Source organism: Planctomyces sp. SH-PL62 (genome assembly GCF_001610895.1).
Lineage (GTDB): Bacteria > Planctomycetota > Planctomycetia > Isosphaerales > Isosphaeraceae > Paludisphaera.
Genome location: NZ_CP011273.1, coordinates 6,197,770 through 6,212,161, shown reverse-complemented (window position 1 = coordinate 6,212,161; position 14,392 = coordinate 6,197,770). Strand labels below are relative to the sequence as shown.

The 14,392-nt window shown below is 71.1% G+C and carries 14 protein-coding genes; 8 read left to right on the top strand and 6 right to left on the bottom strand.

Annotated elements, in window-relative coordinates:
* Positions 1–3: 3 nt before the first annotated feature.
* Positions 4–441, bottom strand: a complete 438-nt coding sequence (locus tag VT85_RS24295; RefSeq protein WP_068420725.1) for an ExbD/TolR family protein — start codon at positions 439–441, stop codon at positions 4–6.
* Positions 442–512: 71 nt separating this feature from the next.
* Positions 513–1,190: a MotA/TolQ/ExbB proton channel family protein gene (locus VT85_RS24290; RefSeq protein WP_068420724.1), complete on the bottom strand. Its 678-nt coding sequence runs from the start codon at positions 1,188–1,190 to the stop codon at positions 513–515.
* 684 nt (positions 1,191–1,874) lie between these two features.
* On the opposite strand from VT85_RS24290, the gene VT85_RS24285 reads away from it, so the two are divergent.
* The 7 genes from VT85_RS24285 (at position 1,875) to VT85_RS24255 (ending at position 7,400) form a co-directional block, all read left to right on the top strand.
* On the top strand, positions 1,875–2,438 hold the full coding sequence (locus VT85_RS24285; RefSeq protein ID WP_068420722.1) for a hypothetical protein: 564 nt from the start codon (positions 1,875–1,877) through the stop codon (positions 2,436–2,438).
* A gap of 14 nt (positions 2,439–2,452) precedes the next feature.
* Positions 2,453–2,791, top strand: a complete 339-nt coding sequence (locus VT85_RS24280) for a hypothetical protein (protein WP_068420720.1) — start codon at positions 2,453–2,455, stop codon at positions 2,789–2,791.
* Positions 2,792–2,854: 63 nt separating this feature from the next.
* The gene (locus VT85_RS24275; RefSeq protein ID WP_156513071.1) at positions 2,855–3,301 is read left to right on the top strand and encodes a hypothetical protein; all 447 of its coding nucleotides are present in this window, start codon (positions 2,855–2,857) and stop codon (positions 3,299–3,301) included.
* Positions 3,294–3,956 (top strand): phytanoyl-CoA dioxygenase family protein, encoded by a 663-nt coding sequence (locus VT85_RS24270; RefSeq protein ID WP_197490987.1) that lies wholly within the window; start codon positions 3,294–3,296, stop codon positions 3,954–3,956. Before VT85_RS24275 ends, VT85_RS24270 begins: the two co-directional genes overlap by 8 nt.
* A gap of 563 nt (positions 3,957–4,519) precedes the next feature.
* A complete protein-coding gene (locus tag VT85_RS24265) occupies positions 4,520–5,410 on the top strand; it encodes a serine hydrolase (RefSeq protein WP_082858870.1) in 891 nt (296 codons plus the stop codon).
* Between the two features lie 43 nt (positions 5,411–5,453).
* Positions 5,454–6,215 carry a DUF1080 domain-containing protein gene (locus VT85_RS24260; protein WP_082858869.1) on the top strand — a complete coding sequence of 254 codons (762 nt, stop codon included), beginning with the start codon at positions 5,454–5,456 and terminating at the stop codon, positions 6,213–6,215.
* Between the two features lie 24 nt (positions 6,216–6,239).
* Positions 6,240–7,400 carry an FAD-dependent monooxygenase gene (locus VT85_RS24255; protein WP_068420714.1) on the top strand — a complete coding sequence of 387 codons (1,161 nt, stop codon included), beginning with the start codon at positions 6,240–6,242 and terminating at the stop codon, positions 7,398–7,400.
* Positions 7,401–7,412: 12 nt separating this feature from the next.
* On the opposite strand, the gene VT85_RS24250 is transcribed toward VT85_RS24255, so the two are convergent.
* Positions 7,413–9,110 carry a tetratricopeptide repeat protein gene (locus tag VT85_RS24250; RefSeq protein WP_068420712.1) on the bottom strand — a complete coding sequence of 566 codons (1,698 nt, stop codon included), beginning with the start codon at positions 9,108–9,110 and terminating at the stop codon, positions 7,413–7,415.
* A gap of 296 nt (positions 9,111–9,406) precedes the next feature.
* Between VT85_RS24250 and VT85_RS24245 the strand changes: the two genes are divergently transcribed.
* Entirely contained in the window at positions 9,407–10,291 is an 885-nt protein-coding gene (locus VT85_RS24245; protein WP_156513070.1) for a RimK family alpha-L-glutamate ligase, read from the top strand.
* A 129-nt stretch (positions 10,292–10,420) separates the two neighbouring features.
* Here VT85_RS24245 and VT85_RS24240 read toward each other — a convergent pair whose 3' ends face one another.
* The 3 genes from VT85_RS24240 to VT85_RS24230 all read right to left on the bottom strand — a co-directional run bounded on the left by VT85_RS24240 (position 10,421) and on the right by VT85_RS24230 (position 14,354).
* Positions 10,421–11,899 (bottom strand): glycoside hydrolase family 10 protein, encoded by a 1,479-nt coding sequence (locus tag VT85_RS24240; protein WP_197490986.1) that lies wholly within the window; start codon positions 11,897–11,899, stop codon positions 10,421–10,423.
* Between the two features lie 100 nt (positions 11,900–11,999).
* Entirely contained in the window at positions 12,000–13,007 is a 1,008-nt protein-coding gene (locus VT85_RS24235) for a nitrilase family protein (protein WP_068420706.1), read from the bottom strand.
* 45 nt (positions 13,008–13,052) lie between these two features.
* Positions 13,053–14,354: a hybrid sensor histidine kinase/response regulator gene (locus tag VT85_RS24230; RefSeq protein ID WP_082858868.1), complete on the bottom strand. Its 1,302-nt coding sequence runs from the start codon at positions 14,352–14,354 to the stop codon at positions 13,053–13,055.
* Positions 14,355–14,392 lie beyond the last annotated feature (38 nt).

The following is a 14,392-nucleotide window of genomic DNA, read 5'->3' as shown; positions in this document are numbered from 1 at the left end:
CGCTCACGGCTCGCCTCCCGGCTCCTGGACGCCGACGTGGACGGTGACCCCTTCGATCTCGGAGACGGCGGCGGCGACTTCCAGGACCTTACCGTGGGGGACCTCGCCGTCGGCCTGGAGGACGACCTTGCGGATCCCCTCGCGGGCCGCCTGGTCGACGGCCTGTTTGGCCTGGTCGATCGTGGCGACGGGCCCCGTGCCGTGGCCGAGGAGCAGCTCCGGCTCGGCCCCGGGCGCCTTCGGGCCCAGCAGGGTGAGGAACGTCGCCGACGTGCTCTCCACGCCCACGCCGTGACGGGCGGGGGGGACGTCGACCAGCTCGCCGCCGGTCATCTGCGACGAGAAGAGCATGAACGTCATGAGCTGGAACACCACGTCGACCATCGGCGTCATGTCGATGTGTTCGTCGCGCTCCTCGGTCGCATCCCGTCGCAGCAGCATGGGGCCGCCCCGCTCGCGTGAAAGGATCTGCGGAAACGTCGATCACGATCGGACGGCGACCGCCCGTTCGCTCACCGCGACGCCGTGGACTTCGCGGCCCGGTCGGCGGGGGCCTTGGGGGCGTCGGTCGGCTCCAGGGCGTCGAGCACGTCCTGGAGTTGGCGCTCGGTGCGGTCGCGGAGGCGGCGGAGCCGGGCGTGGAAGTCGTTGCCGACGATCATCATCGGGTTGGCGATCAGGAGCCCGGCCCCGGTGGCCCAGAGCGCCAGGCTGATGTCCGACGCCAGCGCGTTCGGGTTCACCTTCTCCGAGCTGCCGATGCGGCCGAACGCCGCGATCATCGACGCCACCGTCCCCAGCAGCCCCAGCAGCGGCCCCATCCGGACGATCGTCGAGATCGACCCCAGCCGGTTTTCCATCTCGGCGACGACCTCGGTGTGGAACTCCGTGACCAGGAGCTGCTTGGTCTTCGCCAGCCCCTTCGCCCGGTTCTTGAGCGCCACGGCGATGAGCTGCGCCAGCGCCGTGTGCCAGTAGGTCGGGCTCTGGCAGACGCTCATGGCGGCGTCGTACTTCTTCGCCTGGCAAAGCTCCTGGACCTGAAGGATCAGCGCGGTGGGGTCCTTGATGGTCTTCTTGCGGAGCGTCCGATACAGGAGGATCGCGTTGTACACCCCCCACACCGCCAGAAACGTCAGCGCGCCGTAGATGACGTAACCGAACGTGTCGATGATCCGCGTAACGTTCATGCGACCCCCGCTTCGATGGCCTCGACGCCCGCCCGAGATGTCCGAACTTCGGACCCTCCCCGCATTCCCCGCTATTCTGCCCGAATTCCTGCATCGTGGGCAAGCCGCCCCCGATTTGCCCCCGAAAAGTCCGCATCTCCGCGACCGTGAATGGCTTCGTTCGTCCCCCTCTCGAAACCAAGCCATCGGACGTAACCGATTGGCGGAACTAAGATTAAGGTGGAAATTCCAGGGGTCGGGTTTGGCTTCGTTCGGCGTTTTTCGTCGTTGCGCTTCGGGATTTTCCGCCTTGCTCCCCCCGGTCCCTCCCGATTGGCTTCGTTCTCGACCCGGCGAAATCGAAGTCGTTGGTCGCAAGATGTGTTCCTGGTTTGGTTTGCATGGGGTTTCGGGGGAGCCTGGATTGGGTTCGTTCGGCGTTTTCGATGCGTGCCTCGCCGATTTCCGCCTGGCGAGAGCGTGTCCCGCGTTCGACTTGCCAAAGATCCGGGCGCACCGCCCCCTATCCCCTACAGTGCGACACGACGACCGAATGCGGAGCGACCGAGGCTGCGGGCCGACCCGGCCGACTCCGAAGGGTTGCAAGGCCTGGCGTCGGGTCTCGGGGGCCATCATGATGAGGAGGTTCGGCGCGTCGGAGACGCCGGACCCTTATGCCTCCCAGCGGCGGCCGAGGGAGCGGACATGGGAATCCTCGCCAGGCTGTTCGGACGTGCGTTCGGTCCCGGCGAGGGACGGATGGCCACGGACGGCGGGTTCGTGGACGTCGACCTGCCGATCGCCTCGGCCCACGCCGACGGGCCGGGCCTCGTCCGCATCGTGGCCCGAGGGCGGCTGGACGGCCGGATCGTCGGCTTCGCCCTCGAACTCGGCCTCGATCCGAGCGGGGACTCTCCCGCGTCGCAGGATGGCGGCCCGACCTTCCATCGCGGGAACGGCAGCCTGGTCCGGATCGGCGACGAGAGCGACGCCTTCCTTCAAGGCCTCGCCCGCGCCTACGACCTGCCGCCGCCGGCGGGCGGGATGGCCGGCCGCATCGCCGTCGACCTGATCGGCCTGGGTGACGACCCGCGCGACGCGCTCCGGGCCCCGGTCCGCATGAAGGCGTTCTTCCACGCGGACGGCCCCGAGGAACTGTACGCCGAGGCGTACCTCAACGTCGACGTCCCGGCCGGCGTCGTCCAGTTCCACGACAAGGACCCGGGCTATCACGCGGGGCTCCTCCGGTCGCTCGCCGGCGAAGTCTGAGAACGGGGGCGAGCATGCGGCGCGTGCGACCGACGGTCTTCCGGTGGATTCTCGCGATCGCCGTCGCCGCCATCGTCTCCCACGTCGCGACCGATCGGCTGAAGGACCGGGTGCGAACGCGCTTCGAGCATTGCGCGCAGACGGCCGACTGGCACGCCCGGGTCGGCGCGGAGTATCGCCGGAACGCGGCCGGCGCCGGCTCGATGCTGCGGGTGGCCGCCTGGCACGACGCGATGCGACGCGCTTTCGAGCACGCCGCCGCGCATCCCAAGGTCGCCGTGCCCAGGAGCCTTCCATTCCCCCCCTCGGGCTGGGAACCTCCCGCCCGCGAGGCCCTGGCGAGGCGGCGGTAGGCCCCGGACGAAGCTCGCGAACCCGAATGGGGAGTGCCCGATTTCATGGCTGAGGAAGTTCCGATGATGCGGACGGAGGGGCCGACGTTGCGACGTCCGATCCGTCTGGCCGCCGCCGTGGCCGGGGGCGTCGTCCTCCTCTTCTGCGTCTGCGCCCCGTTCGTCCCTGTCGGCGAGCCGGCGTCCGCGATCGCGTTCGGCGCGGGCTATGGGGCGTTCCTGGGGTGGTTCGCCGCCGGGCTGGCCCTGGCCGTTCGGTTCCCGGCCGCAAGGTGGTGGCTGATGTCGGTGCCGTTGCCGTTAGCGCCGGTCGGTGCCTGGTTTCTCCTCTTCAGAAGGGAGCCCGAGGCGGTTCTCCGCGCGTGGTGGGCGTGGTGGCTGCTGGGGGTCGGCCAGTTCCTGATGCTCGCCTGGCTGGTCGCGGGATGCGGCGTCGCGGCCTTCGGCTGGTGGACCTGGTTTCGCGATGGGGCCGAGGCGAAGGCGGGAGCGGGAGCGCGGGATGTTTGACTCGCAGGGGTTCGAGGTCGTCGAACGGGTGCTCACGGCGGGCGAATGCGAGGCGATCGAGGCGGAGGCGTTCCCGGCTGGGCGGACGTCGGCCGGGACGCGCGGGATGCTGGCGGAGCCCTGGTGCCGGGCGCTGGTCGACCGGCTGCGACGGCATGACGGGATCGCAAGGCGGGTGCCCTTGGGGCTCGTCGCGGTGCAGTGCACGTCCTTCGAGAAGTCGCGCGAGGGGAACTGGCTGGTCCCGTGGCATCAGGATCTGAGCATCCCCGTGGCGGATCGCGTCGAGCATCCCGACCTGCGCGGGTGGTCGGAGAAGGAGGGCGTGCCGTTCGTCCAGCCGCCGGATGCGCTCCTGGCCGAGCTGGTCGCCGTGCGAGTCCACCTGGACCCCTGCGGCCCGGACGACGGCCCGCTGCGGGTCGCGCCCGGGTCGCACCGGCTGGGACGGATCGACCCTCATTCCGTCCCGACCGCCCGCCGGGCGACGGCGGAGGTCGCCTGTCTGGCCGATCGCGGCGACGCCGTCCTCATGCGCCCGCTCCTCCTGCACGCCTCGTCCCGAGCGACCGGGACCAGCCGCCGCCGCGTCCTCCACTTCCTGTTCGGCCCCGCCGAGCTTCCCCTCGGCCTGCGCTGGCGGCAATCGGTCTGAGAATCGGCACGGAAGCCATGTCCACCCTTCCTTGTGGCGGGCGGCCGGGCGAGGACGCGGTTTGCAAAAGAGGCCCTCGACGTCAGTCCTCCTCTGGTGGTGAGCCGTCGAAATGACGCAAAAGCGGGCGGTGACAAGCCACCTTCCCCACCAGGGGAAAGGGGCCGAAGGCCGGATGTGATGGTGACGAGCCCGATCGCCGTCGGGATTCGCAGGCCGGCCGCTTGAGGCTCCAACGGTTTCCGTGCTCAATCACGGTCTTCCCCCCTCGCGGGGGAAGACAGACCCCGGAGGGGTCAGAAGAGGGGGTGCCGAGCACATGGAGCCGTCGGGATTCGCGGTCCGGCCGCTTGAAACGCTGACGGCTTCCATGCGATGAAAGTCTTCCCCCGCGAGGGGGGAAGGGATGATTGCGACGGTCGGCTGAGGGGGAAGGCGGGCGCGAGGGCCGTCGGCGTCTTCCGCGACGCCGGGGCGTAGATCGGGTGGTGACGACCGGCTAGACTCGGGGCGCCGGCCCCTCGACCGAATCGAACGGGCCTGTCGACGAGGACCACCCGCCCATGCCGAGATCATCGATCGTCGCCCGGTTCACTCTGGCTTTCGCCTGCCTGCACGCCGTCGCCTTCGCCGGAGACTTCGAGGACGAGGTCGCCGGGCTGGTCGCTCCGTTCGGTCCCGAGGCCTTCGTGGAGGTCGCGCTGCACGATTTGGAGACGGGCGCGACCGTGCTGATCCGGGCCGACGAGCCGATCCATCCGGCCAGCACCATGAAGGTGCCGGTCATGCTGGAGGTCTATCGTCGGGCCGAGGCCGGCGAGTTCGGCCTCGACGACGCGATCGAGATCAAGAACACGTTCGCCAGCCTCGTCGACGGCAGCCCCTATTCGCTCGACGCCGCCGACGATTCGGAGCCGACGCTCTACAAGCGGATCGGCGGCCGGGCCGCGATCCGCGAGCTGGTCTTCCTGATGATCACCGAGAGCAGCAACCTGGCGACGAACCTGCTCATCGAGAAGGTCTCGGGCGAATCCGTCACCGCCTTCATGAAGGAGCTGGGCGCGGGCGACCTGAAGGTCCTGCGCGGCGTCGAGGACGGCAAGGCGTTCGCGAAGGGCCTGAACAACGTCGGCACGGCGAGGGGGACGATGACCGTCCTGACCCGCCTGGCCGAGCGGACCGCCGTCTCGAAATCGGCGTCGGAGGCGATGCTCGAAGTCCTTCGCGCCCAGAAATTCAACGAGGGCGTCCCCGCCCTGCTGCCCGAGGGGACGATCGTCGCCCACAAGACGGGCTCGATCACCCGGATCAACCACGACGCGGCGATCGTCGAGCCGCCGGGCCGCAAGCCGTTCGTCCTCGTCGTCATGACGCGGGGGATCGAGGCCGACCGCGACGCCCGACGGCTGATCGCCGAGATCGCCAGGGCCGCTTACGATCACGTCGTCCGCTGAATGGAAGGACGACCCGTCCGTGCCTCCTGAGGAGAATTCTCCGATGCTCCGAAAGCCCCTCGTCACGCTCTGCGCCTCGGCGATCCTGGCCGCCCTCCCGGCGTTCGCGGTCGCCCAGCAGGACCCCGAGACCAAGCCCGCGACGGCCTCGCGCCCGCCCGGCGACCTCGTCGTCGGCGTCGGCCCGGGCTGGCGCCCGCTCCTGGAGGCCGACTTCGCGCACGTCAACGACGAGCCGGACACCTGGAAGTTCCTGGACGACCAGGCCGAGATCCACGGCACGGGGATGCCCGTGGGGGTCATCCGCACCAAGGAGCCGGTGAAGAACTTCGAGCTGGTCGTCGAGTGGCGGCACCTGCGGTCGGGCGGCAACTCGGGCGTCTTCGTCTGGGCGCCGGAGAAGGCCCTGACCGACCTGAAGCCGGGCCACCTCCCCTCGGGCGGCATCGAGGTCCAGATCCTCGACCACGGCTACGCCGAGCAGTACACGAAGAGCACCGGCAAGAAGCCCGACTGGTTCACCACCAACGGCGACGTCTTCCCCGTCGGCACGTCGAAGATGAAGCCCTTCCCCCCTCTCTCCGCCGACGGCTCCCGCAGCTTCCCGACCAAGAACCTCTCGCGCGGCGTGGAGCAGTGGAACCACTACTACATCCGCGGCCTCAACGGCGAGGTCCGGCTCTGGGTCAACGGCGAGGAAGTCTCCGGCGGCGCCGAGTGCAACCCCTCCGAAGGTTACCTCTGCCTCGAAGCCGAAGGCTCGCCGATCGAGTTCCGCAACCTCCGCATCCGCAACCTCCCCTGATCCCCCGATGCGAGGATCCTCGTCATGAAAGCCCTCGTGATCGGCGGCGGGATCGGCGGCCTGGCCGCATCGATCGGCCTGCTGCGCGCGGGGTGGGACGTCGAGGTCTTCGAACGCGCGCCGCAGCTCGACGAGGTCGGCGCGGGGATCTCGCTCTGGCGGAACGCCCTGGCGGCCCTCGACCGCCTGGGCGTCCTGCCCGCGCTCGAAGGCCTGGGCGTCTCCGGCCAGACGGGCGCCTTCCGCACGCCCGACGGCTCCGTCCTCCTGGACATGAAGGCGGGGCCGGTCGACACCGCGCGCGAGGGGGTCATCCTCCTGCTCCACCGGGTCGAGCTGCTCTGCATCCTGCTCGACGTCCTCGGCCGCGACGCCCCCCGCATCCTCCGCACCGGCGCCCGGCTCGTCGCGTTCGAGCAGGACGCGACGGGCGTCACGGCCCGATTCGAGGACGGCCGCGAGGCGCGGGGCGACCTGCTCATCGGCGCCGACGGTCTCCGCTCCGCGGTCCGCGCCGCGATGTTCGGCCCGGAGCCTCCCCGCTACGGCGGCTACACCGCCTGGCGCGCCGTCGTCGATTTCGACCCGACCCGCCTCGCCCCCGGCGAAACCTGGGGGCGCGGCCGACGGTTCGGCCAATGGGGGATGACCGCCGGCCGTGCCTACTGGTACGCGACCCAGACCGTCCCCGAGGGGGGCGGCGACCCGCCGCAGGGCCGCAAACAGGGGCTGCTGGACCTGTTCCGAGACTGGCACGAGCCGATCGCCGACCTGATCCGGGCGACCGACGAATCGGCCATCCTCCGCAACGACGTGTACGACCGCCCGCCGCTCCGTCGCTGGGTCGAAGGCCGCGTCGCGCTGCTGGGAGACGCGGCCCACCCCATGACCCCGGACATGGGGCAGGGGGCCTGCCAGGCCATCGAGGACGCCGTCGCCCTGGCCGACGCCCTCGCCCGCGTCGGCCCCGCCGAGATCCCCGACGCCCTTCGCGCCTACGAATCCCGGCGCATCCCCCGCGCCTCGCGGATCGTCCGCGCGTCACGCCAGGCCGGGACGATCGCCCAGTGGTCCAACCCCCTCGCCTGCAAGCTCCGCGAAGCCCTCCTCCGGTCCCGCTTCGTCGCCCGCAAGCAGGCCGAGCAACTCGCCTGGATGATCGCCCCGCAGGGCGAGGCTTCCTGAATCCGCCGCCGATCACTCCGCGTCGTCGAACGGCCGCATCTCCGGGAGCGGGTCGGGGACGGTCTTCTGGACCGCTCGGATGCGGTCCCAGACCGGGTCGGACATGCCGTGCTTCCAGACGCCGCTGAGGACGCGGCGGAACTTCGGATCGCGCGCGGCCTCGGTCACGACGCGATCGACGACCTCGCCGTCGAAGCGGCCGAGGAAGCCTTCGAGCGGCCCGGCGGCGATCGCCTGGAGGACCTGCGCGTCATCGGGGGCGGCGGCGATCAGTTCGAGCAGGAAACCCCACTGCTCGTCGGCGTCGGCCATGAACGACAGCATCGTCACGGCCATCTGGGCACCCGAGGGATCGTCGTCCTCCTCGTCCCCTGCGGAGCGGTCGAGCGTGTCGAGGTACGATCGGATCAGGTCCGCCCGACGCTCGTCAGCCCAGGGGGCGGAGAACCCGCCGAACGGCTTCGTCTCCTCGCGGCCGAGTCGTCGCCGGCGGCGGGGGCGGTCGGCGGGGAGCTCGGCCGACTTGCGGAGCATCTCCAGCCGCTCTTCGGCCTCGACGACGGCCGGATCGTCGGGGCCGAGGCGAGCCCTGAGGATCGCCGACACGCGCTCGACCGCCTCGACGGCCTCCTCCCGCTTCCCCGCGTAACCCAGGGCAGCGGCCAGGTTCATCAAGGCTCCCGCGTACTCGACTGAATCGTGGCCGTGCCGCGCCTCGACTTCTTCGAGCTGCTCGCGATTGGCCTCCTCCATGACGTTGTATCCGGCGGCCCGGACCTCCAGGTCCTCCAGTTCGTCGAGGCGGCCGGCGTCGCGAAGGTACTGGCCGCAGTCGTCCAGATACCAACGGCCGATTCCCCAGTCGATCCCGGACGCGTCGTCGAGCAAGACGGCGACGATGCGGTCGAAATGAGCCGCCGATTCGTCCTCACGGCCGGTGTCCCTCAGACGCCTCGCCAGCCGGGCGCGGGCGTCGAGCACGTTGGGGTGGGCGTCGTGAAGCCGCTCTTCGAGGCCGGCGAGCGCCTTGCGATAGCAGGGGGCGGCGTCGATCTCGAACCCCCCGTTCTCATAGGTCATGCCCAACCTCAGGGCGGTTCGGGTCGTCCTCTCGTCGGCCGCCCCGGCGAGCCGTTCGAGGAGGGAGAGGGCGCGTGTCAGGAGGGGCTCAGCGTCGGCGAGCCTCCCGATCCAGTAGCGCCGCCAGCCCGTCTCGGCGAGGCATTCGGCCAGCGCCAGGTCTTCGCGCCCCGACGCGTCGAACGCCCCGATCGCGCGCACGGCCTGCTCGTCGGCTTCGCGATAGGCCGACTCCTTGACCGCCCCGTCGTCGGTCGCCCCGCCCAGCACGAACAGCGCCCCGGCCAGTTCGATCCGGGTGGAGATCGAGGCGGGATGGTCGGGGCCGGCCGTCGCCTCGTGGATCGCCAGGGCGCGGCGGTAGTCGGCCACGGCGTCGGCGTATCGTTCCGTCCGCATCGCCAGCCAGGCCGTGTATTCGAGCGCCCAGGCGACGGGAGGGGAATTGGGCCCGGCCTCCGCCTCGGCCAGCTGCAGCGCCTCGCCCAGCGGCCCCTCCGACTCCTCCCAGGCCATCCGTTCCCAGCAGGCCCGTGCCTTCTCCACCAGCCGGACGAGCGCCTCGCCGAGCTTCGACTCGCCCCCGGCCCCTTCGCCCGTCCCCTCGCCGCCGACCGATTCCTGATTCATGAAGATTCCTCAAGCCATCGTCCACGCGGGGACGCATCGCGAATTTGGGCCCAGCATAGCATTGGATGCGAAATGCATGAAAGGGTTCGCCCGGCCTACGTCCAATCCGTCGGAAGGACCGAGCAGGGGCGTGTCGTCCGGGACTCGGCGGGCCTTGATCGTCGGGCCGAGGGACCCGGAGGCGAGACCGGCGACGCTGACCTCCGGCGGGGCTCCCGATACAATGGGCCGGAACGACGACGATCGGAACGTCGCCTCCCGCCCCCGTCCCCGCCTTCGAGGAACTCATGCCCAGCGTGGCGATTGCGACGTGCGAACAGTTCGCCGATCTGGACGACGACGACCGCCTGTTCGCCGAGGCGCTCGTCGCGCGGGGGTGGGACGTCGCGCCGAGGGTCTGGGACGATCCGGCCGTGGACTGGGGCCGGTTCGATCGCGTCGTGATCCGGTCCACCTGGACCTACCACGAGAGGCCGGACGCCTACCGCGCCTGGCTGGAAGGCTTCCGCGCGGCGCCGGGGCGCCTCTGGAACCCGCCGGACGCCGTCCTGGCCAACGTCCACAAGGGCTACCTGCTGGACCTGGAACGCGAGGGCGTCCCCATCGTGCCGACCGAGGTGGCGAAGGGCGGGGGAGCGGTCGCGCTCGCCGACGTGCTCGCCCGGCGCGGGTGGGATCGGGCCGTCGTCAAGCCGGCGATCTCGGCGGGGGCGGCGAACACCTGGAAGGTCTCGGACGACCCCGCCGACCACGGGCCGGTCTGCTTCGACGTCGCGCGGTCGGGCCGATTGCTCCGGGACGCGACCGTCGATCAGGATATGCTCATCCAGCCCTATCTCCCCGAGATCGCGTCCGGCGGCGAGTGGTCGCTGATCTTCCTCGGCGGCGCGTACAGCCACGCCCTGACCAAGACCCCGGCCGAGGGGGACTTCCGCGTCCAGTCCCAGCACGGCGGGACGATCACCGGGGCCGAGCCCCCGGCCTGGATCGTCGAGCAGGCCGCGAAGGTGACGGCGACCGTCGCCGCCCCGCTCCTCTACGCCCGCGTCGACGGCGTCGAGCGCGACGGCCGCTTCCTGCTCATGGAGCTGGAGATCAACGAGCCGTACCTGGGCCTGGCCCACGCCCCCGGCTCCGCCGACCGCCTCGCCGACGCCCTGGTCGCCGCGACGAGCCCCTGAGCCGTCGAGCTGCTCCGTCGCTTTTCCTATTCGTCCGCGATGGCGGTCCCCCTCATCCAGCCCTGCGGGCCACCTTCCCCCATCAGGGGGGAAGGCATGCAGGCGACGGCCGGATGTGGGGGGTGGGCGTCAGGGTTTGGCGAGGTTCAGGGCGGCGGCGGGGCCGACGACGCCGGAGCGGCTGACGCCCGAGACGACGACCTCGTCGGCGGGGGTCTGGGGGAGGTTCGGGGTCGTCGCGGCGGGGACGATCCGGGTCGTCCAGGCGTCTCCCTTGCGGGACTGGACGGCCCAGAGGGCGGGGGGCGCGCCGGGGCCGGGCTTGACGGCGACGCGGCCGCCGTCGGCGGCGAGCACGGGCGCGGAGGGGGCCTGATCGCCCAGCCAGGGGGAGGCGGGGATGAGCGCCGGTTCGCGGAAGAGGCCCTCGGCCAGGGTGGTGGCGATGCCGCGACGGTCCTGGAGGAGGGGCTTCATGCTGAACAGGACGACGCCGTCATCGCCGGGGGCCTCGCGGATGATCCGGATCTGGTTGAGGATCTCCTCGGGGTCGTAGCCCTGTCCCGGCTCGGCGCCGATCCGGCTGGCGCTCAGGCCGGGCCAGACGTGCCTGGCCTTCTCGTTGATGCTGATCCAGTAGTCCAGGAGCGGGCGGAAGGGCTGGCCCTTGGACTCGATCTTCCAGTAGAGCTGGGGCGTCCAGTAGTCGATCCAGCCGGAGGCGAGCCAGGTCTCGGTGTCGGCGTAGAGCTTGGCGTACTGGTCGAAGCCGACGACGCCGGCGGGCTTGCCGGGGCGGGGGATGCCGAACGGGCTGATGCCGAAGAGGACGTGAGGCTTGGCCTTCTTGATCCCCTCGTAGAGCCCGCGGACCATCTGGTTCATGTTGTCGCGGCGCCAGTCGGCGCGGGCGGCGGGGTCGTCCCCGGAGTGCTCGCGCTTCCAGCTCGCGTCGTCGGGGAAGTCGATCTCGGCCTTGGTCTTGGGATCGGCGATCGGGTAGGGGTAGAAGTAGTCGTCGAGGTGGACGCCGTCGACGTCGTACCTGCGGACCACGTCCAGCACCACGTCGAGCGTCTGCGCCCGGGCCGAGGGCTCGCCGGGGTCCATCCAGAGGAGGTCGCCGTACTTGCGGACGCGCTCCGGGTGGGCCCTGGAGACGTGCGACGCGGCGGCCTCGAACTTCGCGCCCGACTGCCTGGCGCGGAAGGGGTTGAACCAGGCGTGGAGCTGCATCCCCCGGGCGTGGGCCTCGTCGACCCAGAATTTGAGCGGGTCGTAGGGCGGGTCGGGGGCCTTCCCCTGCTCGCCGGTCAGGTAGTACGACCAGGGCTCCAGCTCGGAGGCGTAGAGGGCGTCGGCCGCCGGGCGGACCTGGAAGACGACGGCGTTGAAGTGGGACTTCGCGAGCCGATCGAGGATCGCCCGCGCCTCCTCCTGCTGGACCTGCGTCGGCAGCCCCGGCTTGCTGGGCCAGTCGATGTTGGCGACGGAGGCCACCCAGGCGGCGCGGAACTCGCGGGGGATCGGCGGGGGCGTCGGCCCCTCCGGGGCGGCGGCGGGGGCCGCGGCCAGGAGGCAGCAGGCCAGCAGGGGGGAGAGCGTCACCGGGAAGGCTCCTTGATCCGGGTGTGGCGAGGCGGATGGAGGGCCGATTGTAACGCGCCCGCGACCCCGGAACGAGGAGGGGCGGGGACGCCGGCGGGGGTCAGGCGGGGTCGGGATCGAGATTCGGTCGGGTCGGGAGGGGGGCGACCCGGTCGCGGGAGAAGCGGGCGTCGCGGGGGTCGAGTTCGTGGCCGAGGCGTTCGGTGAGGAGGCCGTACAGCTCGGGGCGGCGGCCTCGGATCCAGCGCCTGCCGGTGCAGAGGGGGAGGAGGTCGAGGTCCAGGTCGGCGACGACCAGGCGGTCCTCGGCCTTCCAGGTCTCGGCCAGGATGCGGCCGTAGGGGTCCAGGATCATGGCGTTGCCGGTGCGGACCTCGCCGGCGTCCTCGCCCACGCCGTTGCTGAAGAGGATGAAGTAGCCGTTGTCGTGGGCCCGCGCCGGGAGCCAGCGGAGCAGCCATTCCCGCCCCTTCGGCCCCCGGAACTCGGCCTCGATCGCCTCCGGGTCGGCCTCGCGGCGGGCCCACAGGGCGGGGTCGATCGGGCCCATCGCGTGCGGGCTGCGGGAGTCGCAGCCGCCCGTCTGGTGGGGGGCGATCAGGACGTCGGCCCCCAGCAGCGCCACGGCGCGGGCGTTCTCGACGAGGTTGTTGTCGTAGCAGATCAGGACGGCCGCGCGCACGCCCCAGGGGGTGTCGAAGACGGTGTAGCGGTCGCCGGCGGCGATGTGCTCGCTTTCGAAGGCGTGGATCTTGCGATGGCGGTGGACGGCGCCGTCGGGCAGGGCGACGACGTAGGCGTTGAACAGCCGGCCGTCGTCGCCGCGCTCGATCAGCCCCGCGCCGATCGCCAGTCCCGACGCCTGGGCCAGGGCGAGGAGCCGTCGCGAGGAGGGGCCGTCGGGGACCGGCTCGGCGAGGGCCTCCAGTCCGGCCCGATCGAGCTTGGTGGCGTGCCAGTAGCCGGTGAGGCACATCTCCGGGAACGCCAGGATCTTCACGCCCTGCGCGCGGGCCTCCTCGACGAAGCGTTCGACCACCGAGAAGTTGTACGCCTTGTCGCCGGCGCGGTGATGGAACTGCACCGCGCCGCAGGTCAATCCGGCCATGGGGACGCGCCTCGGTGGTCTCTGGGAATCTCGGCCTCGGGGGGGTCAATCGGGCTCGAAGGGTGCCACCTGGCCGAGGGGGGGGACGGGGGTGGGGGCGGGGCGGTGGGGGAGGACGAAGGCGAAGACGGAGCCGCCGAGGCCGTCGGCGGGGGTGGAGGCCTCGACCCGGCCGCCGTGCAGCTCGACGAAGGTCTTGACGAGGCAGAGTCCCAGGCCGATGCCGCGCTTGCCGAACTGGTATTCGCCCGAGGAGTGGTGCAGGGTGTCGAAGCCGGTGAAGAAGGGTTCGAACAGGAATCGGCGGTTCTCGGGGTCGAGGCCGGCCCCCTGGTCGCGGACGGCGACGCGGACGAAGCGGGGGGCGTCGGCGTCCCCCTCGCGCTCCCCATCCTCCTGGTCGGCGGCCTCGACGGCGATGGTCATGCCGTCGGGCGTGAACTTGACGGCGTTGATCAGGAGGTTGATCAGGACGTCGTGGATCTTGTCCCGATCGCAGTGGACCGGCGCGAGCCCGGGTTGGATCGCGACCTCGATCGTCTGGCCGCGCTTCTCCAGGTAGGGGGTCACCACGTCGATCGCGCCCCGGATCAGGGGCTCCAGGTCGACCGGCTCGGTGGCGAGGCCCTGGGAGAACGCCTTGGTGTCGATCAGCTTGAGCATCCGCTCGACGGTCCGGGCCAGGCGGTCGGCGGCGGCGCGGATGCGGTCCACCCAGTCGACCTCGGCGGGGGCCGCGGCGGCGGCCTGGGACATCTTCCAGAGGTCGGAGAGGCCCTTGATGACGGTGACCGGAGTGTTCAGCTCGTGGCTGGCGACCTCCAGGAAGGCGCCCTTGAGGCGGTCGGCCTCCACGAGCCGGGCGTTGGCCTCCTGGAGCTCGATCATCAGCCGGGACTTCTCGGCGATCAGGTCGTGGCGCTCGACGGCCTGGCGGATCAGGGCCTGGAGCTCGTCCGGGTCCCAGGGCTTGGCGATGTAGCGGAAGACGTGGCCCCGGTTGATGGCGTCGACGACCGTGCTGAGGTCGGCGAAGGCGGTGAACAGGAGCCGGGTCGTCTCCGGGCGGACGTCGGCGGCCTCGCGCAGCAGCTCGACGCCGGTCATGCCGGGCATCCGCTGGTCGGTCAGGATGGCGGAGACGTCGGGGGCGGTGCGGAGGTATTCCAGGGCCTCGACCCCGCTCCCCCGGGTGACGATCTGGTAGTCGATCCGGAGCAGGTCGTGGATCGACCGGAGGACCTCGGGCTCGTCGTCGACGACCAGGACGACGGGCCGTCGCCGGTTTCGGGTCGGATCGGCCGTCCCGGTCGCGGCCGGGACGTGACGTTCTTGGGTCGTAACCACCGACGCAACTCTCCGATAGTCCGGGGGACGCGGGGCCG

Excerpts from the sequence above, each read along its gene's own strand:
- VT85_RS24295 (WP_068420725.1), bottom strand. The coding sequence starts at position 441 with ATGCTGCTGCGACGGGATGCGACCGAGGAGCGCGACGAACACATCGAC.
- VT85_RS24290 (WP_068420724.1), bottom strand. The coding sequence starts at position 1,190 with ATGAACGTTACGCGGATCATCGACACGTTCGGTTACGTCATCTACGGC.
- VT85_RS24285 (WP_068420722.1), top strand. The coding sequence starts at position 1,875 with ATGGGAATCCTCGCCAGGCTGTTCGGACGTGCGTTCGGTCCCGGCGAG.
- VT85_RS24280 (WP_068420720.1), top strand. The coding sequence starts at position 2,453 with ATGCGGCGCGTGCGACCGACGGTCTTCCGGTGGATTCTCGCGATCGCC.
- VT85_RS24275 (WP_156513071.1), top strand. The coding sequence starts at position 2,855 with ATGATGCGGACGGAGGGGCCGACGTTGCGACGTCCGATCCGTCTGGCC.
- VT85_RS24270 (WP_197490987.1), top strand. The coding sequence starts at position 3,294 with ATGTTTGACTCGCAGGGGTTCGAGGTCGTCGAACGGGTGCTCACGGCG.
- VT85_RS24265 (WP_082858870.1), top strand. The coding sequence starts at position 4,520 with ATGCCGAGATCATCGATCGTCGCCCGGTTCACTCTGGCTTTCGCCTGC.
- VT85_RS24260 (WP_082858869.1), top strand. The coding sequence starts at position 5,454 with ATGCTCCGAAAGCCCCTCGTCACGCTCTGCGCCTCGGCGATCCTGGCC.
- VT85_RS24255 (WP_068420714.1), top strand. The coding sequence starts at position 6,240 with ATGAAAGCCCTCGTGATCGGCGGCGGGATCGGCGGCCTGGCCGCATCG.
- VT85_RS24250 (WP_068420712.1), bottom strand. The coding sequence starts at position 9,110 with ATGAATCAGGAATCGGTCGGCGGCGAGGGGACGGGCGAAGGGGCCGGG.
- VT85_RS24235 (WP_068420706.1), bottom strand. The coding sequence starts at position 13,007 with ATGGCCGGATTGACCTGCGGCGCGGTGCAGTTCCATCACCGCGCCGGC.